General features: G+C 65.2%; 21 protein-coding genes. 9 read left to right on the forward strand and 12 right to left on the reverse strand.

The window, feature by feature from the left end:
* The 9 genes from ACF3ND_RS10240 to metE form a co-directional block, all read right to left on the reverse strand.
* Positions 1-1,353, reverse strand: coding sequence for a uroporphyrinogen-III C-methyltransferase (locus tag ACF3ND_RS10240; RefSeq protein WP_394060090.1), 1,353 nt, complete (start codon positions 1,351-1,353; stop codon positions 1-3).
* A gap of 24 nt (positions 1,354-1,377) precedes the next feature.
* Positions 1,378-2,172 (reverse strand): uroporphyrinogen-III synthase, encoded by a 795-nt coding sequence (locus ACF3ND_RS10245; RefSeq protein ID WP_394060092.1) that lies wholly within the window; start codon positions 2,170-2,172, stop codon positions 1,378-1,380.
* A gap of 12 nt (positions 2,173-2,184) precedes the next feature.
* Entirely contained in the window at positions 2,185-3,132 is a 948-nt protein-coding gene (gene hemC / locus ACF3ND_RS10250) for a hydroxymethylbilane synthase (protein ID WP_394065819.1), read from the reverse strand.
* A gap of 5 nt (positions 3,133-3,137) precedes the next feature.
* Positions 3,138-3,263: a hypothetical protein gene (locus ACF3ND_RS10255; protein WP_394060094.1), complete on the reverse strand. Its 126-nt coding sequence runs from the start codon at positions 3,261-3,263 to the stop codon at positions 3,138-3,140.
* Positions 3,264-3,267: 4 nt separating this feature from the next.
* Positions 3,268-3,972 carry a TerC family protein gene (locus tag ACF3ND_RS10260; RefSeq protein WP_394060096.1) on the reverse strand — a complete coding sequence of 235 codons (705 nt, stop codon included), beginning with the start codon at positions 3,970-3,972 and terminating at the stop codon, positions 3,268-3,270.
* Between the two features lie 365 nt (positions 3,973-4,337).
* Entirely contained in the window at positions 4,338-5,219 is an 882-nt protein-coding gene (sucD, locus tag ACF3ND_RS10265) for a succinate--CoA ligase subunit alpha (RefSeq protein WP_394060098.1), read from the reverse strand.
* Between the two features lie 21 nt (positions 5,220-5,240).
* A complete protein-coding gene (gene sucC, locus ACF3ND_RS10270; protein WP_394060100.1) occupies positions 5,241-6,401 on the reverse strand; it encodes an ADP-forming succinate--CoA ligase subunit beta in 1,161 nt (386 codons plus the stop codon).
* A gap of 80 nt (positions 6,402-6,481) precedes the next feature.
* Positions 6,482-7,060 carry a DUF2889 domain-containing protein gene (locus tag ACF3ND_RS10275; protein WP_394060102.1) on the reverse strand — a complete coding sequence of 193 codons (579 nt, stop codon included), beginning with the start codon at positions 7,058-7,060 and terminating at the stop codon, positions 6,482-6,484.
* A 252-nt stretch (positions 7,061-7,312) separates the two neighbouring features.
* Positions 7,313-9,607, reverse strand: coding sequence for a 5-methyltetrahydropteroyltriglutamate--homocysteine S-methyltransferase (gene metE / locus ACF3ND_RS10280; RefSeq protein WP_394060104.1), 2,295 nt, complete (start codon positions 9,605-9,607; stop codon positions 7,313-7,315).
* A gap of 117 nt (positions 9,608-9,724) precedes the next feature.
* Here metE and ACF3ND_RS10285 point away from each other — a divergent pair, with 117 nt between their 5' ends.
* Positions 9,725-10,645: a LysR substrate-binding domain-containing protein gene (locus ACF3ND_RS10285; protein ID WP_394060106.1), complete on the forward strand. Its 921-nt coding sequence runs from the start codon at positions 9,725-9,727 to the stop codon at positions 10,643-10,645.
* Positions 10,646-10,680: 35 nt separating this feature from the next.
* Here the strand turns inward: ACF3ND_RS10285 and recX are convergent, their stop codons facing one another.
* Together recX and recA are read right to left on the reverse strand one after the other, a co-directional pair.
* Complete coding sequence (gene recX, locus ACF3ND_RS10290) at positions 10,681-11,316, reverse strand: recombination regulator RecX (RefSeq protein WP_394060108.1); 636 nt, start codon at positions 11,314-11,316, stop codon at positions 10,681-10,683.
* On the reverse strand, positions 11,313-12,395 hold the full coding sequence (gene recA, locus ACF3ND_RS10295; RefSeq protein WP_394060110.1) for a recombinase RecA: 1,083 nt from the start codon (positions 12,393-12,395) through the stop codon (positions 11,313-11,315). The genes recX and recA overlap by 4 nt, the downstream gene beginning before the upstream one ends.
* Before the next feature lie 213 nt (positions 12,396-12,608).
* Between recA and ACF3ND_RS10300 the strand changes: the two genes are divergently transcribed.
* The 4 genes from ACF3ND_RS10300 (at position 12,609) to ACF3ND_RS10315 (ending at position 17,527) form a co-directional block, all read left to right on the forward strand.
* Positions 12,609-13,298: a response regulator gene (locus tag ACF3ND_RS10300; protein ID WP_394060112.1), complete on the forward strand. Its 690-nt coding sequence runs from the start codon at positions 12,609-12,611 to the stop codon at positions 13,296-13,298.
* Positions 13,299-13,307: 9 nt separating this feature from the next.
* Positions 13,308-14,783, forward strand: a complete 1,476-nt coding sequence (locus tag ACF3ND_RS10305; RefSeq protein ID WP_394060114.1) for a sensor histidine kinase N-terminal domain-containing protein — start codon at positions 13,308-13,310, stop codon at positions 14,781-14,783.
* A gap of 111 nt (positions 14,784-14,894) precedes the next feature.
* Positions 14,895-16,472 carry an MFS transporter gene (locus ACF3ND_RS10310; RefSeq protein WP_394065820.1) on the forward strand — a complete coding sequence of 526 codons (1,578 nt, stop codon included), beginning with the start codon at positions 14,895-14,897 and terminating at the stop codon, positions 16,470-16,472.
* 155 nt (positions 16,473-16,627) lie between these two features.
* Complete coding sequence (locus ACF3ND_RS10315) at positions 16,628-17,527, forward strand: recombination-associated protein RdgC (protein WP_394060116.1); 900 nt, start codon at positions 16,628-16,630, stop codon at positions 17,525-17,527.
* 16 nt (positions 17,528-17,543) lie between these two features.
* On the opposite strand, the gene ACF3ND_RS10320 is transcribed toward ACF3ND_RS10315, so the two are convergent.
* Positions 17,544-18,593 carry an AraC family transcriptional regulator ligand-binding domain-containing protein gene (locus ACF3ND_RS10320; protein ID WP_394060118.1) on the reverse strand — a complete coding sequence of 350 codons (1,050 nt, stop codon included), beginning with the start codon at positions 18,591-18,593 and terminating at the stop codon, positions 17,544-17,546.
* Between the two features lie 112 nt (positions 18,594-18,705).
* Between ACF3ND_RS10320 and ACF3ND_RS10325 the strand changes: the two genes are divergently transcribed.
* Genes ACF3ND_RS10325 through ACF3ND_RS10340 form a run of 4 tightly spaced genes read left to right on the forward strand, consistent with a single transcriptional unit; the run spans position 18,706 to position 23,086 of the window.
* Positions 18,706-20,313, forward strand: a complete 1,608-nt coding sequence (locus tag ACF3ND_RS10325; protein WP_394060119.1) for a long-chain-fatty-acid--CoA ligase — start codon at positions 18,706-18,708, stop codon at positions 20,311-20,313.
* A gap of 43 nt (positions 20,314-20,356) precedes the next feature.
* Complete coding sequence (locus ACF3ND_RS10330; RefSeq protein ID WP_394060121.1) at positions 20,357-21,151, forward strand: crotonase/enoyl-CoA hydratase family protein; 795 nt, start codon at positions 20,357-20,359, stop codon at positions 21,149-21,151.
* 52 nt (positions 21,152-21,203) lie between these two features.
* Positions 21,204-21,521, forward strand: a complete 318-nt coding sequence (locus ACF3ND_RS10335) for a DUF485 domain-containing protein (protein WP_394060123.1) — start codon at positions 21,204-21,206, stop codon at positions 21,519-21,521.
* Entirely contained in the window at positions 21,518-23,086 is a 1,569-nt protein-coding gene (locus ACF3ND_RS10340; RefSeq protein WP_394060125.1) for a sodium/solute symporter, read from the forward strand. The genes ACF3ND_RS10335 and ACF3ND_RS10340 overlap by 4 nt, the downstream gene beginning before the upstream one ends.
* The last annotated feature ends 6 nt before the right edge of the window (positions 23,087-23,092 follow it).

The raw sequence follows: 23,092 nt of genomic DNA on the forward strand, positions 1-23,092 counted from the left end.
TTACCCCTGCGCCTGCCCGACCACGGCATTGGTCGCCTGCGCGGCATCGCCGGCTTCGGATTGGCTCGCAGCGGGAGCAGGCGGCTCCTGGGCCGGCTGTTCGCCGGGGGAGGATTCGGATTCGGGCTCCTGGGCAGGAGCTTCCGTGGACGGAGCCGCCGGCTGCCTGTCCTGGGCGCGGCCCGCCTCGGCCTGGCGCAGGCTTTCGATGGCGGCCAAGGTATTGTTGACCGTGGGCAGACGGGCGCCGATCTGGGCGTCCTGCAGTTGACGGGTCAGCCGCAAGGCCTGCTGCACCTCATTGGACTGCAAGTCGAACCGTTTCTCCAGCGCGGTGATCACGGCATCCAGCTCGGTCTGCCAGACCGAAGACTGGTTCATCATCATGGCCAGCTGGGCGGTCATGATGCGCAGGCGCAGGTTTTCGCGCAGGCGGGCCGCCTGGTCGGGCGACATCAGCAGCGCGGCCGCATCGTCCACACGCCGCACCGACACGAACTGCCCCAGATCATGCGTCACGGACCGCCACGCTTCCGCGCTCCACTGCTCCACGGCGTTCCAGCTGCGCGCCCACCAGGATGCGTCGGCGGGCAGCTCGGCGCTCGCCTGTTGCTCGGGCTGCAGGTCCAGCGCCTGGGTGCTGGCGCCGCCGGCGACATCGTCGGGCACGAGCAATGGCGCTTCGGAGACATAGCGCGACAAGGTGTCCAGCTGGCGCGACAAAGAGGCCACGTCCACGGTGGCAGCGGCGCGCAGGCGGTCCAGGTCCCCGTTCAGGGTCTGTTGCAGCGGCGCCAGGCGCACGCGGTTGGCCCGCGCCAACTGGGCCTGCGCGGCTTCCAGGGAGACGATGGCGTTGGCCACGTTGCCGCCCAGCAGCAGCTGCTGTTGAGCGATGGTGGCCAGGTGATCGATATCGTTCAAAAGAATCAGGTCCGAGCCGCTGTCCGTCATGGTCTGGAAAGCCTGGCTCAGGTCCTGGAACTGTTCGGTGGAATCCCGGTAGGACTGTTCGAGGGCGTTCAGTTTGTCGGACTGGCGCTGCAACTGCGCAAGCGCCTGCTCGGCGCGCTGATTGGCCTGCTGCGTGGCGCTGATGTTGGCGGCCAACTGGCCCTGAAGCTCGTCCTTGTACTGCTGGATGCTGCTGTTCTGATACCACAGGGCCGCGGCCGCCAGCGCGACCACGACGGCCGTGAGGGCATAGGCCGGGCCGGCGCCGCTCTTGCGGCGGCGTTCGGGCGCGCGCGGCGCAGCGGCGCCCGGATAGGAAGCGGACGCCTTGGCGGCTTCCGGGCCGGGCACGCTTGGCCCCGGTTCGCTTGCGGATGCGTTATCTGTTTTAGCGTTCATGGCAAGATTGTAATCCGTGTGAGGCTAGTCGCGCGAGAGCGCCGCCGTCATGGCTGCGACAATGGCGCCGTCGTCCGGCGTACATCTTTGTACCACCGGACGCCCGGCGATTCCAGCCTGATCCAAGCGGGATTGTAAACGTTCCTGAATGCGCGGATGGATGACCACGTAGCGGCAGGCGGCCGCCCAGCGCTCGATCATGTCCAGGCGCTGCACATTGGCCAGCACCGCATCCACGCTTTCGGAACTGCTCAGCAGGACTGCCATGGGTTCATCCAGGGCCTGTCGGACCAGGCGCGCCTGGTCCTCGTTCCAGACCGTCGGACAGCGTCGGTAGACGGCCAGCCGCTGCACCTGCACGCCTGCCTGCTCCAGGCGCTCGCCCAGCCATTCGCGCCCGGTCTGCCCGCGCACGATCAGAACGCGGCGCAACTGCCCCAGTAAAGGCTCGATCTCCGGCCAGAGGGCCTCGGAGTCCTGCAGCGAGGCGGGATCGCGAGGCTGGATGACGGCCGATGGAGGCACGCCAGGCTGAGCCAGCAGCGCCCGCGCCGTGGCCGCGCCGACGGCAGCCAGCCGCACGCCTTCGGGCCAGCGCCGGCCACGTTCGCCCAGGGCGGAGAAGTAGAAAGCGGCGGCATTGCCGCTGACGAACATGAGCAGGTCGTAATCCGCCGGGTCCTGCCAGCGCTCGCCGGACAGATCCAGCGGCAGCAGTTCCAGGGCAGGCAGCACCAGAGAAGAAAAACCCTGTGCGGCCAGGGCGGCCGCCAGGGTTTCATTTCGGCCTGCCGGCCGCGTCAACACAGCCTTGGGCATGCCCATTCCGTATCAGCGCCCTTGGGGCGATTCGGATAGCAGGCGGTCCAGGATGGCCTGGGCGCCCTGCTCTTTCAGATCCTGCGCCAAGGCCTGACCCAGGGCTTCGGCGTCTCGCGCCGGACCATGGGCCTGTGCCCGATAGACCACGGAACCGTCGGGCTCGGCCACCAGGCCCCGCAATTCCAGATTGTCCCCCTGCAAGATGGCGTAGGCCGCCAGGGGGACCTGGCAGGAGCCGCCCAATGCGCGCGAGACGGCGCGCTCGGCCAGCGCACAGGCGGTGCTCGAAGCGTCGGCCAGGGGCGCGAGCCACTGGGCCACGTCCTGGCGTGTTTCGAGGATCTCGATGCCCAGGGCGCCCTGGCCGGCCGCGGGCAGGCTGTCTTCCACGGATATGTAGTCGCGGATGCGCTCGGCCAGGCCCAGGCGTCGCAGCCCCGCGGAGGCCAGGATGATGGCGGCGTACTCGCCACGGTCCAGCTTGGCCAGGCGGGTCTGGACATTGCCGCGCAGGGGCCGCACTTCCAGATGGGGGTAACGCTCGCGGATCTGGGATTCGCGGCGCAGGCTGGAGGTGCCGACCACGGCGCCGGCCGGCAGCGCGGCCAGGTTGTCGTAGTCGTTGGAGACGAAGGCGTCGCGCGGATCCTCGCGCTCCATGATGACGGGCAAGGCGAACGGGGACTGCAGGTCCACCGGCACGTCTTTCAGGGAGTGGACGGCCAGATGGGCGCGGCCGTCCAGCAAGGCGGTTTCAAGCTCCTTGACGAACAGGCCCTTGCCGCCGACCTTGGACAGCGTGCGATCCAGAATGGTGTCGCCGCGGGTGGTCATCTCCAGCAGGCTGACGCGGCATTGCGGGTACAACTGCTGCAGGAGGCCGCGGACGTGCTCGGCCTGCCACAGCGCCAGTTGACTGGCGCGGGTGGCGATGACCAGTTCCTGGGGTGCAGCCACTGCCATCATGCGGCGAAGTAGCGCAGAACAGCGGCGGCGACGATGCCGATGACGGCCAGGATGCCCAGCCCTTGCAGCAGCGACAGGCCGCTTTCCTGGGACTTGGCGTCGGAAGATTTGAAAATTGCCATTGACTTAACTTTCCTTGGTGGAGCCCTTGCGGCTGGCCAGCCATTTGCCGACAGCCACCACGAGCAGGGCGCAGACGATCTCAACCCCCAGTTTAACAGGCTGCGCGACCACGCCGAATTGATTTTCCACAAAGGCGTCGGTCACCAGCATGCCGCCGGCGATCCAGCCCAGCAAGGCGCCACCGAAGGTGACCACGACGGGGAAGCGGTCGATGAGCTTGAGCACCAGGGTGCTGCCCCAGATGATGATGGGCACGCTCAGCAGCAGGCCGAAGATCACATAGCCCAGCTGATGGTCCAGATGGGCGTTCTGGGCCGCGCCGGCGATCGCGATGACGTTGTCCAGACTCATGACGAAGTCGGCCACGATGATGGTCTTGACGGCCGCCCAGATGGAGCTCGCGCCCTGGATGTTGCCATGCTCGTCATCGTCGGGCATCAGCAGCTTGATGCCGATCCACAGCAGCAGCAAGGCGCCGACGACCTTCAGGAAAGGAATGCCCAGCAGCGTCAGGGCGAAGAAGATCAGGACCACGCGCAGGATGATGGCGCCCGCGGTCCCCCACAGAATGCCTTGCATGCGCTGCTGCTTGGGCAGGTTGCGGCATGCAAGGGCGATCACGACCGCGTTGTCTCCCCCCAGCAGAATGTCGATCAGGACAATCTGGAACAATGACCCCCAATGGAGCGATTGCAGAAATTCAATCATAGTAGTTCCCGTTACAGCTATAAATTATCCGCCGCTCCATGTTCATGGGCAGGCGCCGTATTTTTACGCCGGACCGCTCCAGGGGAAAAGCTCCCCTTGGGGGATGAGCACGAACATGGGACAGTCCCCGCGGACTGTTCCATGCCTGGCAAATCCGAATGGCATGCAGGCCACGAAATGGACGGCAAGCCGAAAACGCGGCATGGGCTGTTTTCTTTTGTTACGTAATTCAGCGTGCGTGCAGGCTGGCCAGATTCGGGAAGGAATGCGCCGGAATGGTGTTCTTCTTGGCGAAACCGGCTGGCCGCTGGCGCCCGGCCGCGAAGCGGCCGGACAAAAGGCCCGCCGAGGCGGGCCTGGACTTCTTACAGCACCGACTTGAGCAGCTTGCCCATTTCGGAAGGATTGCGGGTCGTGCGGATGCCGCAGGCTTCCATCACTTCCAGCTTGGCGTCGGCCGTGTCGGCGCCGCCGGAGATCAGCGCACCGGCGTGGCCCATGCGTTTTCCGGGAGGCGCGGTCACGCCGGCGATGAAGCCGACCACGGGCTTGGTCATGTTGTCCTTGGCCCACAGGGCGGCGTTCACTTCGTCCGGACCGCCGATCTCGCCGATCATGATGACGGCGTCGGTGTCAGGATCGTCGTTGAACATCTTCAGCACGTCGATGTGCTTCAGGCCGTTGATCGGGTCGCCGCCGATGCCCACGGCCGAGGACTGGCCCAGGCCCAGCTCGGTGACTTGCGCCACGGCTTCGTAAGTCAGCGTGCCGGAACGGCTGACCACGCCGATGCGGCCTTTGCGATGGATGTGACCGGGCATGATGCCGATCTTGATTTCATCGGGGGTGATCAGGCCGGGGCAGTTCGGGCCCAGCAGCAGGGTCTTGCGGTTTTCGGCGCGCATGCGGTTGCGCACTTCCAGCATGTCGCGCACGGGGATGCCTTCGGTGATGCAGATCACCAGGTCCAGATCGGCCTCAACGGCTTCCCAGATGGCGGCGGCCGCGCCTGCCGGCGGCACGTAGATGACCGAAACAGTGGCGCCGGTCTCGGCCTTGGCGTCGGAGACGGAGGCGTAGATCGGGATGCCTTCGAAATCTTCGCCGGCGCGCTTGGGGTTCACGCCGGCCACGAAGGCTTCCATGCCGTTGCCGTACTCGCGGCACATGCGGGTGTGGAACTGGCCGGTCTTGCCGGTGATCCCTTGCGTGATGACTTTGGTGTCTTTATTGATCAGAATCGACATTTGCTAATCCTCAACCTTTTCTTACTTGGCGGCGGCGACGACGGCGGTCGCGGCTTCAGCCATGGTGTCCGCGCTGATGATGGGCAGGCCGGATTCGGCCAGCATCTTCTTGCCCAGCTCTTCATTGGTGCCCTTCATGCGCACGACCAGAGGCACGTTCAGGTTGACGGCCTTGCACGCGGCGATCACGCCTTCGGCGATGACGTCGCAGCGCATGATGCCGCCGAAGATGTTGACCAGGATGGCCTTGACGCCCTTGTTGGCCAGCATGATCTTGAAGGCTTCGGTGACTTTCTCGGCGGTTGCGCCGCCGCCCACGTCCAGGAAGTTGGCGGGCTCGCCGCCGAACAGCTTGATGGTGTCCATGGTGGCCATGGCCAGACCGGCGCCGTTCACCAGGCAGCCGATGTTGCCGTCCAGCTGGATGTAGGCCAGGTCGTACTTGCTGGCTTCGACCTCGGCAGGGTCTTCTTCGGCCAGGTCGCGGAAGGCGACGATGTCGGGATGGCGGAACAGCGCGTTGCCGTCGAAGTTGAACTTGGCATCCAGGGCGATGATGTCGCCCGAGCCGGTCAGGATCAGGGGGTTGATCTCGGCCAGTTCGGCGTCGGTCTCGGTGTAGGCCTTGTACAGCTTCTGGAACTCGGCGGCGGCCTTCTCCACGGAAGCGTCGGGCACGCCGATGCCGCGGGCCAGCTTGGTGGCCTGCTCGACCGTCAGGCCCAGGGCGGGATCCACGAATTCCTTCAGGATCTTTTCGGGCGAGTGGGCGGCGACCTCTTCGATCTCCATGCCGCCTTCGCTGGAGGCCATGACGGCCACGCGCTGCGAGGCGCGGTCGGTCACGATGCCCACGTAGTATTCTTTCTTGATGTCCGCGCCTTCTTCGATCAGCAGGCGGCCCACCTTCTGGCCTTCAGGACCGGTCTGGTGCGTGATCAGCTGCATGCCCAGGATTTCCGAGGCCAGTTGACGCACTTCGTCGATGGAGCGGGCCAGCTTGACGCCGCCGCCCTTGCCACGGCCGCCGGCGTGGATCTGGGCCTTGACGACCCACACGGAGCCACCCAGCTCCTGTGCGGCCGCCACAGCCTCGTCGACGGAGAAGGCAGGAATTCCGCGCGGCACGGCAACGCCAAACTGCTTAAGCAGCGACTTGCCCTGATATTCGTGAATTTTCATGTGATACCTGTCAGTCTAAAAACACAATAAAAAAAGGCAGGAACCCTGGACCGGAGCCCGGGACCTGAACAAACCAGAAACTATGAATCCCGGGCCGGCGCATCCGGCCTGTACCAAACGGGATAGAACTCCTTGACCACCGGGCCGTTCAGGCGCAAGGCGTGGCAGCCGTCCAGATGGAAGGGCTGCCTGTCGGTTCGGTGGATTTCCGATTCGCCGCTGCTGCGCCGCCGCCCCGCCATGGTCTGCACGGCGGCGGTGGGCAGCACCTGGGCCAGTTCGCTCAAGTGCGTACAGCCGGCCGAGCGCGCCAGGCGCTCCTTGACCCGTTGACGGAACTGCTTGAGCAGGTTCAGGCCGACCAACTGGGCATAGGCGCCGGCGATGGACGAGCAGTTCTGCCCGTAGGGCGCCGCGTCATACACCGCCAGGGCGTCGGTGATGGTGAAGTCGCTATCGATGGTGATGCGCAAGTGCATGTGATGAACGGGATCGCCCGCCTTGTGGATCTGGCCGTCGCGAATGGGGAAATCATAGGACTTCACATCGATCAGCTCGGCTTCCAGATCCCACAGGCCATCTTCCCGGATGAATGACTCCACCTTGATGGTGCGAGTATGCAGCGGTTCACGGGCGACGGACGGCTTGGGCAAAGGCATTTATACGTTCAAGGGCACAGGGTTGAAACGGGCTAAGTATAACGCACCTCGTATTGTCCGTATCAGCCTCTTACATAATAGGAACGCACACTCCAGACCGTTCATACCCGTTTTTTTATGAGCTTTTCCCTTTATATATGAAATTTCGAGCCTAAAAAAACGACCGCCGTCAAGGCGGTCGTCCAGGCGTGCGGCCAGGCGGCGGACGACACTCGCGCAATGCGAGGTCCGACCGCCAGACGGACACTGGCTTCAGGCGCTGGCGCGCAAGGTCCTGGCGGCCTGCACCATCGCCAGCAAGGAAGCCTCGGTCTCGGGCCAGCCGCGGGTCTTCAGGCCGCAATCCGGATTCACCCAGAGACGCTCGGCGGGCAGGCGCTTGGCGGCCTCGCCCATCAGGCGCACCATCCAGCCCGTCTCGGGCACATTGGGCGAGTGAATGTCGTACACGCCGGGGCCTATGTCGTTGGGGTACTCGAAATTCTCGAAGGCCTCCAGCAACAGCATGTTGGAGCGCGAGGTCTCGATCGTGATCACGTCCGCGTCCATGGCCGCGATGGATTCCATGATGTCGTTGAACTCCGAATAGCACATATGGGTGTGGATCTGCGTGTCATCCGCCACGGCGCTGGTGGACAGGCGGAAGCAATCCACGGCCCAATCCAGATACTGCTGCCAGTCGCCCTTGCGCAGCGGCAAGCCTTCGCGGAAGGCGGGTTCGTCGATCTGGATGACGTGGATGCCGGCTTTCTCAAGGTCCGAGACCTCGTCACGCAAGGCCAGGGCGAGCTGGCGGCAGGTGTCGGCGCGCGGCTGGTCGTCGCGCACGAAGGACCATTGCAGCATGGTGACCGGGCCGGTCAGCATGCCCTTGACGGGCAGCTCGGTCAGGGACTGGGCGTAGGCGGACCAGGCCACGCTCATGGGGGCTGGACGCACCACGTCGCCAAAGATGATGGGCGGCTTCACGCAGCGCGAACCATAGCTCTGCACCCAGCCGTTCTGCGTGAAGGCAAAGCCGCCCAGCAGTTCGCCGAAATACTCCACCATGTCGTTGCGCTCGGCTTCGCCGTGCACCAGCACGTCCAGGCCAATACGCTCCTGGAAACGGATCACCTGCTCGATCTCGGCCTGCATGGCCTTCTCGTAGGCGGCATCGCTCAGGGAGCCGTTGCGCCAGTCGCGGCGGGCCGTGCGGATTTCCGTGGTCTGCGGAAAGGAGCCGATGGTGGTCGTGGGGTAGGCAGGCAGATTCAGTTTTTCACGCTGGGCCTGGATGCGCTGAGCAAAAGGAGCACGCTCGCGCTGCACCTGGGCGATCTTTTCCATGCGGGCCTGAACGGCGGGGTTGCGGGTACGGCTGGAGCTGCGGCGGCTTTGCAACGCGGCGCGCTGGGCCCGCACGTCCTGTTCGCCTTGCGCATCCAGCGAACCGTTCAACAAGCCTTCGAGCAACTTGAGCTCATCGAGCTTCTGCACGGCGAAGGACAGCCAGCTCTTGAGCTCCGCATCCAGGCCGGTCTCCCCGTCCAGGTCCACGGGGACATGCAGCAGCGAGCAGGATGGCGCGATCCACAGGCGCTCGCCCAGGACGGCCTGCAAGGGCTTGAGCAGCTCGACCGCCTTGTCCAGGTCGGTGCGCCAGATATTGCGGCCGGAAATGACGCCGGCCGACAGCACCTGGTCGGCGCCGAGCACGGCCTGGACAGCCTGCAGGGCCGCGGGCGCACGCACGCCGTCCACATGGACGCCGGCCACGGGCAGGTCCTTGAGCAAGGCGACATTCTCGCGCAGATCATCGAAATACGTGGCCAGCAGCACGCGCAGCCCGGACTGGTTCAAGTTCTGGTAGACGCGGCGGAAGGCGTCCTGCCAGGCTTGCGGCAGGTCCAGCACCAGGATGGGCTCATCGATCTGCACCCATTGCACGCCTTGCGCCTGGAAGCGCGCCAGCACCTGTTCGTAGACCGGCAGCAAGGCCTGCAGCAATTCCAGCTTGCGCTCGTCCGACAGGCCTTCGTAGGCGTCGCCCTTGCCCAGCCACAGCCAGGTCAGCGGCCCGGGGATCACCGGCTTGACGGCATGGCCCAGGGCCTGGGCCTCTTCGACCTGCTCGAACAGGAAATCGCGGGCGATGCGAAAGGTCTGGCCGGGCGCCAGCTCGGGCACGATGTAGTGGTAATTGGTGTCGAACCACTTGGTCATTTCGCAGGCGGCGGCGGGCGTGCCGCTGGGCGCGCGGCCGCGGGCCATGCGGAACAGCGTATCCAGGGAAACGGGGGCATCGTCGGCCTGGCCGAAGCGGGCCGGCACCACGCCCAGCAAAGTGCTCCATTCCAGAATCTGGTCATACCAGGCGAAGTCGCCCACGGGGATCAGGTCCAGTCCGGCCCGGGCCTGGATGTCCCAATGACGGGCGCGCAACTGCTTGCCGGTCTCCAGCAATTCTTCCTGGCTCGCCTTGCCAGCCCAATACGATTCCAGAGCGCGTTTGAGTTCGCGCTGCTTGCCCATGCGCGGAAAACCCAAATTATGAATAATTGTCATGATATACCCAAAAATAATAATCGGAGAGCCCAGTTACGGCGTCTGGAGGGTATTGTGCCTGTACAATTGATTGAAAAAAAATCAAATGCACCATGTTAAACATGAGTTTTATTCAACATGCTTGAAATTCGACATCTGGAAACCTTGAGCGCCATCCGCGACAGCGGCAGCCTGCAGGAGGCCGCCGAACGGCTGCACGTCACGCAATCGGCGCTCTCCCATCAGTTGCGCGACCTGGAAGTCAGGCTGCAGGTGCAGTTGCTGAACCGACGCACCCGCCCGGCGCGCCTGACAACCGCCGCGCTGCGCATCCTGGCCCTGGCCGACGACATCCTGCCGCGCGTCCGCGCTGCTGAACGAGACCTTCAGCGCCTGGCTGCCGGCCGCACGGGAAGGCTGCACGTGGCCATAGACTGCCATTCCTGTTTCCAATGGCTGATGCCGGCGCTGGATGCGTTCCGCCAGCAATGGCCGGACGTCACGCTGGACCTGTCCGCCGCCTTTTCTTTCGCCCCCCTGCCCGCCCTGCTGCGCGGCGACCTGGACGTGGTGATCACCTCCGACCCGCAGGACGATGCCGACGTGCACTATGCGCCGCTGTTCCGCTACGAGCTGATCCTGGCCGTGGCCAGCCAGCATCCGCTCGCCCAGTACCGCTATGTGGAACCGGTACAGCTGGCCGACCAGGTGCTGATCACCTACCCCGTCGAGCGCAGCCGGCTGGACGTCTTCACACAGTTTCTGGAGCCTGCGGACGTAGAACCGGCCGCCGTGCGCCAGGCGGAACTCACGCCCATGATCGTGCAGCTGGTGGCCAGCCAGCGCGGCGTGACCGCCCTGCCCAACTGGGCGCTGACGGAATTCCTGAACCAGGGATGGCTGCGCACCTGCCGCCTGGGCGAGCAAGGCGTATGGCGCACCTTGTATGCCGCGGTGCGCAGCGAAGATCTTCAAGCGGATTATGTACAGGCCTTCCTGAAGCAGGCGCGCGAAACGTGCTTCAAGACCTTGCAGGGGATCGTGGCCGCCCAGGCCTGAAAGCCGGCAGGCAATGGGCCCGGCAGCAGAATGCGCTAGGCGGGTTCGTCTTCCCAGTCGCCCAGGATCTGCTGCAGGATGCGCCCCGAAAAGCCGCGGCTGGCCATGAAGCGATATTGCTTGGCATAGGCGCGAGCGTCTTCAGGCGGCGTGCTGAACTTCTTGGCCCACACCTGCCGGGCGCGCTCCAGTTCCGTGGCCGCCAGCTCTTCCTTGATGGTTTCAGTCTGCGCGGCATCCAGGCCGTGCTGGCGCAATTCCTGCAGAATGACGCGCGTACCCACGCGGGAAGCACGGCGATTGACCAGGCTTTGGGCGAAACGCTCGTCGGACAGCCATTTCTGCGTCGTGAGCTCGTCCAGCAACGCTTCCAGCTGTTCCGGACTGTCGGCATGCGCTGAGAGCTTGCGTCCCAGCTCCAGGCGTGAGTATTCGCGCCGCGACAGGTAATTCAAGGCGCGTGCCTTGAGCGACGGCCCTGCCCGCTTGGGTGCTGCCGAAAGGGATTCGAAATCCTGAGGGGAGTCGCCCGGCGCCTTCGCAGGATTGGTGCGAACTCGTGTACCCGCAAAAAGCGAAGCCGAATTGGAGCGCTGGCGCTGCCGGCGCTCCTGGACTTCCTCGGGGTCGGTTTCGAAGGGTTCGTCGTCGAACCCGCCCGGGTAGATCAAGCTTCGTCTTCAGGCGTGACGGAGGCTTCCGCGCTGGCTGAGCGGGGTGCAGCCGCCGCCATGGGAGCCACGCCCAGTTTTTCGCGCACCTTGTTTTCGATCTCGCGGGCAAGCTCGGGGCGCTCTTTCAGGAATTCGCGCACATTGTCCTTGCCCTGGCCGATGCGGTTGCCGTCATAGCTGTACCAGGCGCCGGCCTTGTCCACCACGCCGGTCTGCACGCCCAGGTCGATGATCTCGCCTTCGCGGGAAATGCCGCTGCCGTACATGATGTCGAATTCGGTCTGCTTGAAGGGAGGGGCCACCTTGTTCTTGACGACCTTGACGCGGGTTTCGTTGCCGATCATTTCCTCGCCGCGCTTGATGGAGCCGATGCGGCGGATGTCCAGGCGCACGGAGGAATAGAACTTGAGCGCGTTGCCGCCGGTGGTGGTCTCGGGGTTGCCGAACATGACGCCGATCTTCATGCGGATCTGGTTGATGAAGATGACCATGCAGTTGGCGCGCTTGATGGTGGCGGTGAGCTTGCGCAGGGCCTGGCTCATCAGGCGGGCCTGCAGGCCGGGCAAGGCGTCGCCCATGTCGCCTTCGATTTCGGCCTTGGGCGTGAGGGCCGCCACCGAGTCGATGACGATGAGGTCGACCGAACCGGAGCGCACCAGGGCTTCGGTGATTTCCAGGGCCTGTTCGCCGGTATCGGGCTGGGAGATGAGCAGGTCGCCCAGGTTCACGCCCAGCTTCTGGGCGTACTGCACGTCCAGGGCGTGTTCGGCGTCGATGAAGGCGCAGGTGCCCTTGAGCTTCTGCATTTCAGCGATGACCTGCAAGGTGAGCGTGGTCTTGCCGGACGATTCCGGACCGTAGATCTCGATGACGCGACCGCGCGGCAGACCACCGACCCCCAGGGCGATATCCAGGCCCAGCGACCCCGTGGAGACGACCTGGATGTCGTGCTCGACGCTGTCGTCGCCATAACGCATGATGGAGCCCTTGCCAAACTGCTTTTCGATCTGCGAAAGGGCGGCCGCCAGCGCTTTTGAACGTTCCGAGGCCACTGCTTTGCTGTTTTTGTCGTCCATGAAGAATCCTTGACTATGGAATTGCGCCACGATGGGCAGGCACGGCAATGTAAAACTTAAAGCCAAACTTAATTATTGCATCAAATTATACTGTATATATAACCAGATATCCACAAAAGTCGCACAACGTCCATCGTTATCCCCTAATGACCTTCGCGCAAGCCCTGTGCAACAATATAAAACAGCTTTTAAAACACGGATTTAACCAGGGACATGCGCATACTCATAGCCGAAGACGACAGTATTCTCGCCGATGGACTTTCCCGCTCCCTGCGCTACGAGGGCTATGCCGTGGATGTGGTGCACGATGGCGAGAGCGCCGACTCCGCTCTGCAGCTGCAAAGTTTCGACCTGCTGATCCTGGACCTGGACCTGCCCAAGAAGCATGGCCTGGCCGTGCTGCAGTCCATACGCCAGCGCCAGGACAGCCTGCCCGTGCTCATCCTGACCGCCAGCGACACGGTGGAGCAGCGGGTGCGCGGCCTGGACCTGGGCGCGGACGACTACATGTCCAAGCCCTTCGCCCTGACCGAACTGGAGGCTCGCGTGCGCGCCCTGACGCGGCGCAGCACCGGCACCAGCAGCGCCATGCTGCACCACAAGCGCCTGAGCTTCGACCTGAAGGGCCGGGTGGCCTACATAGACAGCCAGCCCCTGGAGCTGTCGGCGCGCGAAACCAGCCTGCTGGAGATCTTCCTGTCGCGCAGCGGCCGCATGATCAGCAAGAACCAGTTCGTGGACCTGTTGTGCGAATGGGGCGAGGAAGTCACTCCCAATGCCATCGAAGTCTATATCCACCGCCTGCGCAAGAAGCTGGAGCCCAGCGGAGTGCGCATCATGACCGTACGCGGCCTGGGCTATTGCCTGGAGCCCGAGAAGCTGCGGGAAGACGCGCCCGCCTGAAGGCCGTCCATGCATTCCCAGCCCCAGTCCGCCCGCCAGGACGCCCCCGACCGGGCCGCCCGCTCGCGCAAGGCGCCGGCCAAGCCGGCGCAACGCACCCTGATCCACAAGATCATGCTGTGGATATTCGGCCCGCTGTTCCTGCTGTGGACCATAGGCATCGTCATCACCTATTTCATCGCCCAGCATATCGCCAATTCGCCCTACGACCGCACGCTGCGCGATCACCTGGACCTGCTGCGCCACGAGATCAGCCAGCAGGACGCGCACGGACGGGTCGAACTGTCCGCCTCGGCCAACACCATCCTGCGCCTGGGCAGCGACACGCCCACGCTCTGGCAGATCCGGGACGCCAACGGCGATCCCCTGGCCGGCAACGCCGCCCTGCCCCTGCCCGACAGCTGGGACTATGAAAACAATGTCCTGCGCTACCGGGACGTCGAGATGGACGGCCAGAGCCTGCGCCTGGCCTATGTATGGGGCGGGCGGGACAGGCTGAACACGCCTTTTCTGGCCATTGTGGCCGAGACCAACCAGCATCGTTCGGTGCTGCACCGGGAGATCCTGATCGGCATGCTGACGCCCCAGTTCATCCTGGTGCCCCTGGCCGCCATGCTGGCCGGCCTGGGGCTCACGCACGGCCTGGAGCCGCTGAACCTGCTGCAGGCCCGGCTGCGGGCCCGCGCGCCCGGGGATCTCTCGCCCGTGGACCGCGACCAGGCGCCGGCGGAGATCGTGCCCCTGATCGACGCCATGAACGGGCTGCTGGAGCGCCAGGCGCAGTATTCCGCCGCGCAGCGGCGCTTCGTGGCCAATGCGGCGCATCAGTTGAAAACGCCGCTGGCCGGCATCCGGACCCAGGCGGAAGTGGCGCTGCGCGAACACGACCCCGTCCAGACCGAAGCCAGCCTGCGCCAACTGGTGCGCGGCACCGAGCGCGCCACGCGACTGGTCACCCAGATGCTGGCCCTGGCGCGCGCCGAAAGCGGCGATGCGCTGCGCGCGCCTCTCTCGCAGGCCATCGAGCTGAACACCCTGGCCGAACAGCACATCGCCCAATGGGTGCCGCGCGCCCTGCAGCTGGGCCTGGACCTGGGCCTGGAAAGCGCCGGGCAGCCCGTGGTGCTGCCGGCCGACGGCGTGATGGCGGGCGAGCTGCTGAACAACCTGCTGGACAACGCCCTGATCTACACGCCCGCCGGCGGCTGGGTGACCGTGCGCACGGGCCGAGACCAGGAGCATGGCTGGCTGGAGATCGAGGACAACGGTCCGGGCATCGCGCCCGAACATCAGTCGCGCGTCTTCGACCGCTTCTACCGCATCATGGGCAACCAGGCCGACGGCAGCGGGCTGGGACTGGCCATCGTGCGCGAGATCGCGGACATCCATGACGCAACCATCGAGTTTCTGCCGCTGAGCGCCGGCCAGGCCAGCGGCACACGCCTGCGGGTCAGCTTCCCGCTGAACCCGCCACGGAGAGCCTGACGCATGCCGCAGACGATCGCCAGCCACGCCCTGGACGCCGCGCCCCGCGCCGCCCGCGGCAAACTCGACGCCCAGGGACGCAAAGTCATATTCGCCTCCTCGCTGGGCACCATGTTCGAGTGGTACGACTTCTACCTGTACGGCTCCATGGCCGCCATCCTGGCGCAGCATTTCTTTTCGGCGGTCAATCCGACCGCGGGCTTCATCTTCGCCCTGCTCGCCTTTGCCGCCGGCTTTGCCGTGCGTCCCTTCGGCGCCCTGCTGTTCGGCCGCATCGGCGACCGCGTGGGCCGCAAGTACACATTCCTTGTCACCATCCTGCTGATGGGGCTGTCCACCTTCCTGGTCGGCGTGCTGCCCAACTACGAAGCCATCGGCATCGCGGCCCCCATCATTCTGATCGTGCTGCGCCTGTTGCAGGGACTGGCCCTGGGCGGCGAATACGGCGGCGCCGCCACCTACGTGGCCGAGCACGCGCCCCAGCACCGGCGCGGCTTCTACACCAGCTGGATCCAGACCACGGCCTCGGTCGGCCTGCTGCTGTCGCTGGTGGTCATCATGAGCATACGCAGCGCCCTGGGCGAGGAGGCCTTCGTGGCCTGGGGCTGGCGCATCCCCTTCCTGATCTCGGTACTGCTGCTGGGCATCTCGGTCTGGATACGCATGAACCTGGAAGAGTCGCCCGCCTTCCAGCACATCAAGGAACAAGGCGCGCTGTCCAGTGCGCCCATCAGGGAATCATTCGGGCGCTGGAAGAACCTGCGCATCGCCTTGCTGGCGCTCTTCGGCCTGGCCGCCGGCCAGGGCGTGGTCTGGTATACGGGTCAGTTCTACGCCCTGTTCTTCATCACCCAGACCCTGGGCGTGGAAGCCAACCACGCGCAGACCATGATGGCCATCGCCCTGCTGCTGGCCACGCCCCTGTTCGTGCTGTTCGGCTGGCTGTCGGACCACATCGGCCGCAAGCCCATCATCCTGGCCGGCTGCCTGCTGGCGGCGCTGACCTACTATCCCGCCTTCAAGGGCCTGGCGCACTACGCCAATCCGGCCCTGGTGCAGGCGCAGCGGCAGGCGCCGGTGACCGTCATCGCCGACCCGGCCGCCTGTTCCTTCCAGTTCAACCCCGTGGGGACGCACTCCTTCACCAGCTCCTGCGACATCGTCAAGTCCTTCATGGCCAGCCATGCCGTCAGCTACAGCAACCAGGCGGGTGCCCCCGGCCAGGTGGCGCAGGTGCGCATCGGTGCGCAGACCATAGACAGCTTCGAAGGCGCGGGCCTTGCGCGCGCGGAATTCGCGCGCCAGTCCAGGGAACTGAAGGCGCAGCTGACCAGCGCCATCCGCCAGCACGGCTACCCGGAGCGAGCCGACCCGGAACACGTCGACACCGTCATGCTGATCCTGCTGCTGACCTATCTGGTCGGCCTGGTGACGGCCGTCTACGGCCCCATTGCCGCCATGCTGGTGGAGATGTTTCCCATCCGCATCCGCTACACCTCCATGAGCCTGCCCTACCACATCGGCAACGGCTGGTTCGGAGGGTTCCTGCCGCCATTGTCCTTCGCCATGATCGCCGCCTCGGGCAATATCTACGACGGCCTGTGGTATCCCATCATCATCTGCCTGCTCACCGTGGCCATAGGCCTGCCCTTCGTACGCGAAACGCGCCACAACGACATCAATGCCTGACGCGCTCCGCGAGCCGCCCAAATGCAAACACGGGTAAACGGACGGGGACGCGTCCGGGCTTCTGCGCGTACAATCAACGCTTTGCCTTGCGGCGGGGTCCGCTTCCAGCGGGCAAACCCCGGCCTTCTCTTTCCTGTCTACCTATCCTAGTGTCCATGTGGTTCAAGAATCTACGCATCTATCGCCTCTCCCCCGATTGGAAATGTTCCGCCCAGGAATTGGAAAACGCACTAGCCAAGCATCGCTTCACGCCCGGCTCCAGCCAGGAGCCGCTGAGCCTGGGCTGGGTCAGCCCGCGTGACAACGACGCCCTGGTGCATGCGGTCGAGGGCCAGTACCTGATCGCCCTGCGCGCCGAAAAGAAGCTGCTGCCCACCACCGTCATCAACCAGGTCGCCCGCGAGAAGGCGCGCGACATCGAAGAGCAGCAAGGCTACAAGCCCGGCCGCAAGCAGATGAAGGAAATCAAGGAGCAGGTCATCACCGAGCTGATGCCGCGCGCCTTTGCCGTGTCCCGCGACACCCGCGTGTGGCTGGATACCCGCAACCACTGGCTGGCCATCGACGCGGCGGCCACCGCCAAGAGCGACGAAGTGCTGGGGCTGCTTGCCAAGAGCGTGGAGCCCTTCCCCGCCCTGCCCCTGTACACGGAGCTGTCGCCCGGCTCGGTCATGACTTCCTGGCTGATCGACAATGACCCGCCGGCCAACTTCACCATAGACCAGGACACCGAGCTGCGCTCGACCGGCGACAGCGGCGCGGCCGTGCGCTATGTCAAGCAGAGCGTGGACATCGAGGAAGTGCGCAAGCACGTGCAGGCCGGCAAGCAGTGCACGCGCCTGGCCCTGACCTGGGCCGAGCGCATCAGCTTCGTGCTGACCGACGCCCTGGACATCAAGCGCGTCAGCCCGCTGGACATCCTGACTGAAAAACAGGACGTCACCGCCGTCAACGACGACGAGATCTTCGATGCCGACATGACGCTGATGACGGCCGAGCTGGCCAACCTGATCGCCGACCTGGTCGGCGTGCTGGGCGGCGAGCGTAAATCCTGACCGCTGCGGCGTCAGGTCAGCCCAGTTCCCGCTGGGCTGCCCGGTACACGCCCGGCGTCATCCCCGTCCAATGCCGGAATGCGCGATGAAAGGTCGCCGGCGAACTGAACTTCAGCGCATAGGCGATCTCGGCCAGCGACACTTCCCGGCGCGCCAGATAGAAAATGGCCAGGTCCCGGCGCAACTCGTCCTTGATGCCCTGGAACGACAGCCCCTCCCCGCCCAGCCTGCGTATCAGCGTACGCGGCGACATATGCAGCTTCCCGGATACTTCTTCCAGCGTACGCCCCAGATCGGCGTGCAAGAGCTCGCGCACTTTCAGGCGCAAGGCATGCTCGCGATACGAGGTGAAGATCCAGTCGCGCGGCGCCCGCTCAAGGAACAGGCGCGCATCGGCCTGGCTGCGTTCGGGGCGGATGGCGCCCAGCTCGGCGCGAAACAGAATCTGCGAGCGCCTTGCGTCGAACTGCATAGGCGCGGGGAACAGGATCGAGTAATCGGCCGCGAACGGCGGCCGCCCGAAGGCAAGCGCCACCTCCTGCACCGGAGCCTCGCGGCCGACCAGCCAGGAGACGATGCCGTGTGTCAGCTTCAGCATCAGGGCGTGCCCGAAACGGTTGACCGCGGCCCGTTCGCGGCGCGGCACCAGCATGACGCCCAGCGTCTGGCCCGATTGGACCAGGCTCAGGCTGTAGTCGTCCAGCAGCAGATTCCAGAACTGCGTGAAGCGATATAGCGCCACGTCGATGGCCGGCGCATCCCGGACAGCCCGCACGATGTACTTCAAGGAACCCGAACGGATGGGCCGGCTCCACAAGCCCATCATCTCATCGCCCGTGGCCCGCGCGCCCTCCTGATAAAGACGCACCAGCTGGTCGCGGGTCAGCCGGGAGACAGGCCGGTCCAGGAAGTCCTTGACGATGCCGGCCTGTCTCAGGCAATGATCCAGGACAGACTCGGCGCACACGGCCCGCAAACTGGACAGCCAATCCTGCACCAGATCCAGCGACACCGTCGCGGCGCTCACGTCCGCGGCATCGGCGCTGTCGACGGCCATCAGGTCCATGTCTCCCCCAAACAGAATATTGTCAGTTTTTGCATATGCAGCGTCGCAATTGGCAATTGGGCTCGTTAACGAAGCAGCCTATGCTCCAACCATACAACAAGGAGACCTTGCCATGGCGCCAGCCGCAAACATGATGCGCATGCCCTTGCTCATCAGCTCCATTCTCACGCATGCCGCAGAAAACAACCCCGCCCAGCAAATCATCACGGCCCTGGACCAGGGCGAACTGCATGTCTGCACATATCGGGAATTCGCGCAACGGGTCCAGGCGCTGGCGCGGGGCATGGCGCAGCGGGGCCTGGAACCAGGCGACCGCGTGGCGACATTGGCATGGAACACCTACCGCCATCTGGAAATCTATTACGTTACGGCCGGCATGGGCGCCATCTGCCACACCGTCAATCCCCGCCTGACGCGCGAGCAGATCGCCTTCATCATCAACGACGCCCAGGATGCGGCGCTGTTCTACGACGATCATTTCAGCGAACTGGCGGCCTACCTGCAGGAACGCTGCCCCAGCGTCCGGCACTGGGTGCGCATGGGCGCCGCCCGCCAGGGCGCGCCGGACGAGGACTACGAAACCTGGCTGGCCCAGGACGCCGCCGGGTTCCAGTGGCCCGACTTCGACGAGAACACCGCCTGCGGCCTGTGCTACACCTCCGGCACCACCGGGGAGCCCAAAGGCGCGCTGTACTCGCACCGCTCCACCGTGCTGCATGCCTATGCATCATGCCATCCCAACGCGCTGTCCATCTCCGGGAACGATACCGTCATGCCGCTGGTGCCGATGTTTCACGTCAATGCCTGGGGCCTGCCCTATTCCGCCCTGCTGTCCGGCGCCCGGATCGTGCTGCCCGGCGCCGGCATGCAAGGAAATCGCCTGTACGAACTGTGCGAGCGCACCGGCGTCACCCTGTCGGCGGGCGTGCCCACGGTATGGAAGAACGTGCTCGACCACGTCCAGGAGAAGGATCTGGCATTCAGCACGCTGCGGCGCATCGTGATCGGCGGCGCCGCCTGCCCGCCCCACATGATCGCTTCCTTTGCGCAACGCAAGGTGACGGTGCGCCACGCATGGGGCATGACCGAGACCTCTCCCCTGGGGACGGTCTGCCAGCTGCTGCCCCGGCACGAAGCGCTGCCCGACGAGGAAAAACAGCACATGCTGACCTCCCAGGGGCGGGCGCTCTTTGGCGTGCGCTTCAAGATCGTCGACGACCAGGGGCGCGACCTGCCGCACGACGGCCTCAGCACCGGACACCTGATGGTTCAGGGCAACTGGGTGATCGCGCGCTACTACGGAAAGGCGCAGGACGCGACCGAGGACGGCTGGTTCCGCACCGGCGACGTGGGTTCCATCGATGCGGACGGTTACCTGCGCATTACGGACAGGAGCAAGGATGTCATCAAATCGGGCGGCGAATGGATCTCGTCCATCGAGATCGAGAACATCGCGATGGAAGAACCGCGGATCGAGCTGGCGGCCTGCGTCGCGGACGCGGATGACAAATGGGGCGAACGCCCTGTCCTGTTCGTGGTTCCGAAACCGAGCGCCGATCTGAGCGAAGCCCACGTGCTCGCACGCTACGAAGGGCGGGTCGCCAGGTGGTCCTGCCCGGATCGGGTCGTGTTCATCGACGAGATGCCCATGACCGCCACGGGAAAAATCCAGAAATCCGCGCTGCGCCAATGGCTGGCGGACAAAGCCGCGCCGCGCTAGCGCCTGCCGGCGCACACCCCTTCCCCATTCTAGGAGTTTGATTATGGCAGCACCCTTCCTGCTCACGACCGAGCTGGACGACATCGGTATCGTCACGCTGAACAAGGCGCACAAGCGCAACGCGCTGGACGAAGAAGCCATCGCCGAGATCGACGCGTATTTCTCCAACGTCCCCGAGCACATACGGGTCATTCTGATGAAGGCGCAGGGCGATCATTTCTGCGCCGGCCTGGACCTGAAGGAACACCACGACAAGGCGCGCAGCGCCGTCGATTTCCTGCGCGTCTGCCAGGGCTGGCATCGCGCCTTCGACAAGATCCAGCACGGCGGGATTCCCGTGATCGCCTGCCTGCAGGGCGCCGTCGTGGGCGGCGGCCTGGAGCTGGCCAGCGCCGCGCACGTGCGGGTCGCCGACAAGAGCACCTTCTTCGCCTTGCCTGAAGGCACGCGCGGCATCTTCACCGGCGGAGGCGCCACGGTGCGCACCGCCAAGATCATCTCGGCCAACCGCATGGTGGAGCTGATGCTGACCGGCCGGGTGCTGGACGCGCACGAAGGCGAGCGCCTGGGCCTGGCCCACTACGTCTGCAACACCGACGCAAACCCCAAATCCGCGTACGAGCTCGGCCTGGAGCTCGCGCAGCGCATTGCCGGCAATGCGGTCCTGTCGAACTACGCCATCGTCAGTTCGATCAGCCGCATTGGCGACATGGCCGCCACCGAAGGGCTCTTCACCGAGGGCCTGATGGCGGCCGTTGTACAGACCGGGCGGGACGTGCAGGAGCGCCTGGGCGAGTTCGTGAACAAGAAAGCCCATAAAGTGAGGCCGACCTCCTGACCACCGGCCGGGCGGACGTGGGCGACCAACAGAACAAGGACGGAGACAAACCATGCTGTCGAACGAAGAAATCTGCCGGCGCCTGTCCGGACTGCCCGAGTACGAACGGCTCAAGTCGCAGCGCCGGCGCCTGGCCTTTGCCTGCGCCGGCCTGTGCCTGGGCCTGTGCGCCGGCTTCATCCTGGCCGCCGTGCTCTGGCCCGCCGCGCTGGCGCACCCGCTCAACGACCAGGGGACCGTCACCAGCGGGCTGCTGTACGCCGTTGGGCTGATCCTGCTGTCCTGGCTGCTGACGGGCGCCTACATCCACGTGGCCAATTCGCGCTTCGACCCCATGCGCGATCGCCTGCTGGCACAGGTGCGGCCATGAACACGCAAGCCATCCTGATCTTCGCCGGCTTCGTGCTGGTCACACTGGGGATCACCTACTGGGCCTCGCTCAGGACCCGCTCCAGCGCCGACTTCTACACCGCGGGCGGCGGCATCACGGGCACCCAGAACGGGCTGGCCATCGTGGGCGACTACATGTCCGCCGCCACGCTGCTGGGCATCTCCTCCCTGGCGTTTTCCAATGGGTTCGACTCCCTGATCTATGCCGTGTGCGCCTTCATGGGCTGGCCCATCGTCATGTTCCTGATCGCCGAACGGCTGCGCAACCTGGGCCGCTACACGCTCAGCGACATCGTCTCCTACCGGCTCGACGAACGCAGCACCCGGATATTCACCGCGATCAGTTCGCTGACGGTGGTCTTGTTCTATCTGATCGTCCAGATGGTGGGCGCGGGCCAGCTGGTGCAGTTGCTGTTCGGGATCGACTACGCTTACGCCGTGATCGCGGTGGGCCTGCTGATGATGGTCTACGTCGTGCTCGGCGGCATGGTCGCCACGACCTGGGTGCAGATCATCAAGGCCGTGCTGATGCTGGGCAATGGCGTACTGATGGCCGTGCTGGCGCTGGGCTATTTCGACTTCGACTTTTCCGCCCTGGTGGCGGCCGCCTCGGAGCGGCACCCGGCGGGCGAAGCCATGAAGGGCCCCTGGAAACTGATGGCGGACCCGTTCTCGGGCTTCTCGCTGGCGCTATCGCTGGTTTTCGGCATCGCCGGCCTGCCCCACATCATGATGCGCTTCTTCACCGTGCCCGACGCGCGCGCAGCCCGCAAATCGGTATTCGTGGCGACGGGACTGATGGGCGTGTTTTTCGTGCTCATCTGTTTCCTGGGCCTGAGCGCCATGGCGATCCTGCCGGACTATCCCGCATTCTACGTCGACGGCAAGGTGGGCGGCCCCGTGCTGGGCGGCTCGAACATGCCCATCATGCACCTGGCCACGGCGCTGGGCGGCAATCTGCTGTTCGGCCTGCTGGCCGCGGTATCCTTCGCCACCATTCTCGCCGTAGTCAGCGGCCTGACGCTGGCGGGGGCTTCGGCCGCGGCGCACGACCTGTACGCCAAGGTGCTGCGGCGTGGCAATGTGTCCGCCGCGCAGGCCATGCGCGTGAACCGCCTGGCTTCGATCGGCATAGGACTGGTCGCCATCGTCCTTGGCTTGCTGTTCCGCGACCAGAATGTGGCTTTTCTGGTGGCCCTGGCATTCAGCATCGCGGCCTCCGCCAATTTCCCCGTGTTGCTCATGTCCATGTACTGGCGCGGGCTGACCACGCGCGGCGCCCTGGCCGGGGGCCTAGCGGGGCTGAGCATGGCCCTGGCGCTGGTGATCCTGTCGCCCGCCGTCTGGGTGCGCATCTTCGGTTTTCCCGCCGCCGTGTTCCCTTACGACTATCCGACGCTGATCTCCATGCCCCTGGCCTTCCTGACCATTGTGGCGGTATCCGCCGCGGATCGCAGCCGCCGCGCCGCGCAGGACCGCGCCGGCTTCCCGGCGCAGGAAGCCCGGGCCGAGACGGCGGTCGGCATCGCGGCCGCTTCCCACTGAACCGGG

It is taken from the genome of Alcaligenes sp. WGS1538 (assembly GCF_043187505.1).
Taxonomy (GTDB): domain Bacteria; phylum Pseudomonadota; class Gammaproteobacteria; order Burkholderiales; family Burkholderiaceae_B; genus Alcaligenes.

Bases quoted from the DNA above. Each gene is read 5' to 3' on its own strand.
- ACF3ND_RS10240 (WP_394060090.1), bottom strand. From the start codon at position 1,353: ATGAACGCTAAAACAGATAACGCATCCGCAAGCGAACCGGGGCCAAGC.
- ACF3ND_RS10245 (WP_394060092.1), bottom strand. From the start codon at position 2,172: ATGCCCAAGGCTGTGTTGACGCGGCCGGCAGGCCGAAATGAAACCCTG.
- ACF3ND_RS10255 (WP_394060094.1), bottom strand. From the start codon at position 3,263: ATGGCAATTTTCAAATCTTCCGACGCCAAGTCCCAGGAAAGCGGCCTG.
- ACF3ND_RS10260 (WP_394060096.1), bottom strand. From the start codon at position 3,972: ATGATTGAATTTCTGCAATCGCTCCATTGGGGGTCATTGTTCCAGATT.
- sucD (WP_394060098.1), bottom strand. From the start codon at position 5,219: ATGTCGATTCTGATCAATAAAGACACCAAAGTCATCACGCAAGGGATC.
- sucC (WP_394060100.1), bottom strand. From the start codon at position 6,401: ATGAAAATTCACGAATATCAGGGCAAGTCGCTGCTTAAGCAGTTTGGC.
- ACF3ND_RS10275 (WP_394060102.1), bottom strand. From the start codon at position 7,060: ATGCCTTTGCCCAAGCCGTCCGTCGCCCGTGAACCGCTGCATACTCGC.
- metE (WP_394060104.1), bottom strand. From the start codon at position 9,607: ATGACAATTATTCATAATTTGGGTTTTCCGCGCATGGGCAAGCAGCGC.
- ACF3ND_RS10285 (WP_394060106.1), top strand. From the start codon at position 9,725: ATGCTTGAAATTCGACATCTGGAAACCTTGAGCGCCATCCGCGACAGC.
- recA (WP_394060110.1), bottom strand. From the start codon at position 12,395: ATGGACGACAAAAACAGCAAAGCAGTGGCCTCGGAACGTTCAAAAGCG.
- ACF3ND_RS10300 (WP_394060112.1), top strand. From the start codon at position 12,609: ATGCGCATACTCATAGCCGAAGACGACAGTATTCTCGCCGATGGACTT.
- ACF3ND_RS10305 (WP_394060114.1), top strand. From the start codon at position 13,308: ATGCATTCCCAGCCCCAGTCCGCCCGCCAGGACGCCCCCGACCGGGCC.
- ACF3ND_RS10310 (WP_394065820.1), top strand. From the start codon at position 14,895: ATGTTCGAGTGGTACGACTTCTACCTGTACGGCTCCATGGCCGCCATC.
- ACF3ND_RS10315 (WP_394060116.1), top strand. From the start codon at position 16,628: ATGTGGTTCAAGAATCTACGCATCTATCGCCTCTCCCCCGATTGGAAA.
- ACF3ND_RS10320 (WP_394060118.1), bottom strand. From the start codon at position 18,593: ATGGACCTGATGGCCGTCGACAGCGCCGATGCCGCGGACGTGAGCGCC.
- ACF3ND_RS10325 (WP_394060119.1), top strand. From the start codon at position 18,706: ATGGCGCCAGCCGCAAACATGATGCGCATGCCCTTGCTCATCAGCTCC.
- ACF3ND_RS10330 (WP_394060121.1), top strand. From the start codon at position 20,357: ATGGCAGCACCCTTCCTGCTCACGACCGAGCTGGACGACATCGGTATC.
- ACF3ND_RS10335 (WP_394060123.1), top strand. From the start codon at position 21,204: ATGCTGTCGAACGAAGAAATCTGCCGGCGCCTGTCCGGACTGCCCGAG.
- ACF3ND_RS10340 (WP_394060125.1), top strand. From the start codon at position 21,518: ATGAACACGCAAGCCATCCTGATCTTCGCCGGCTTCGTGCTGGTCACA.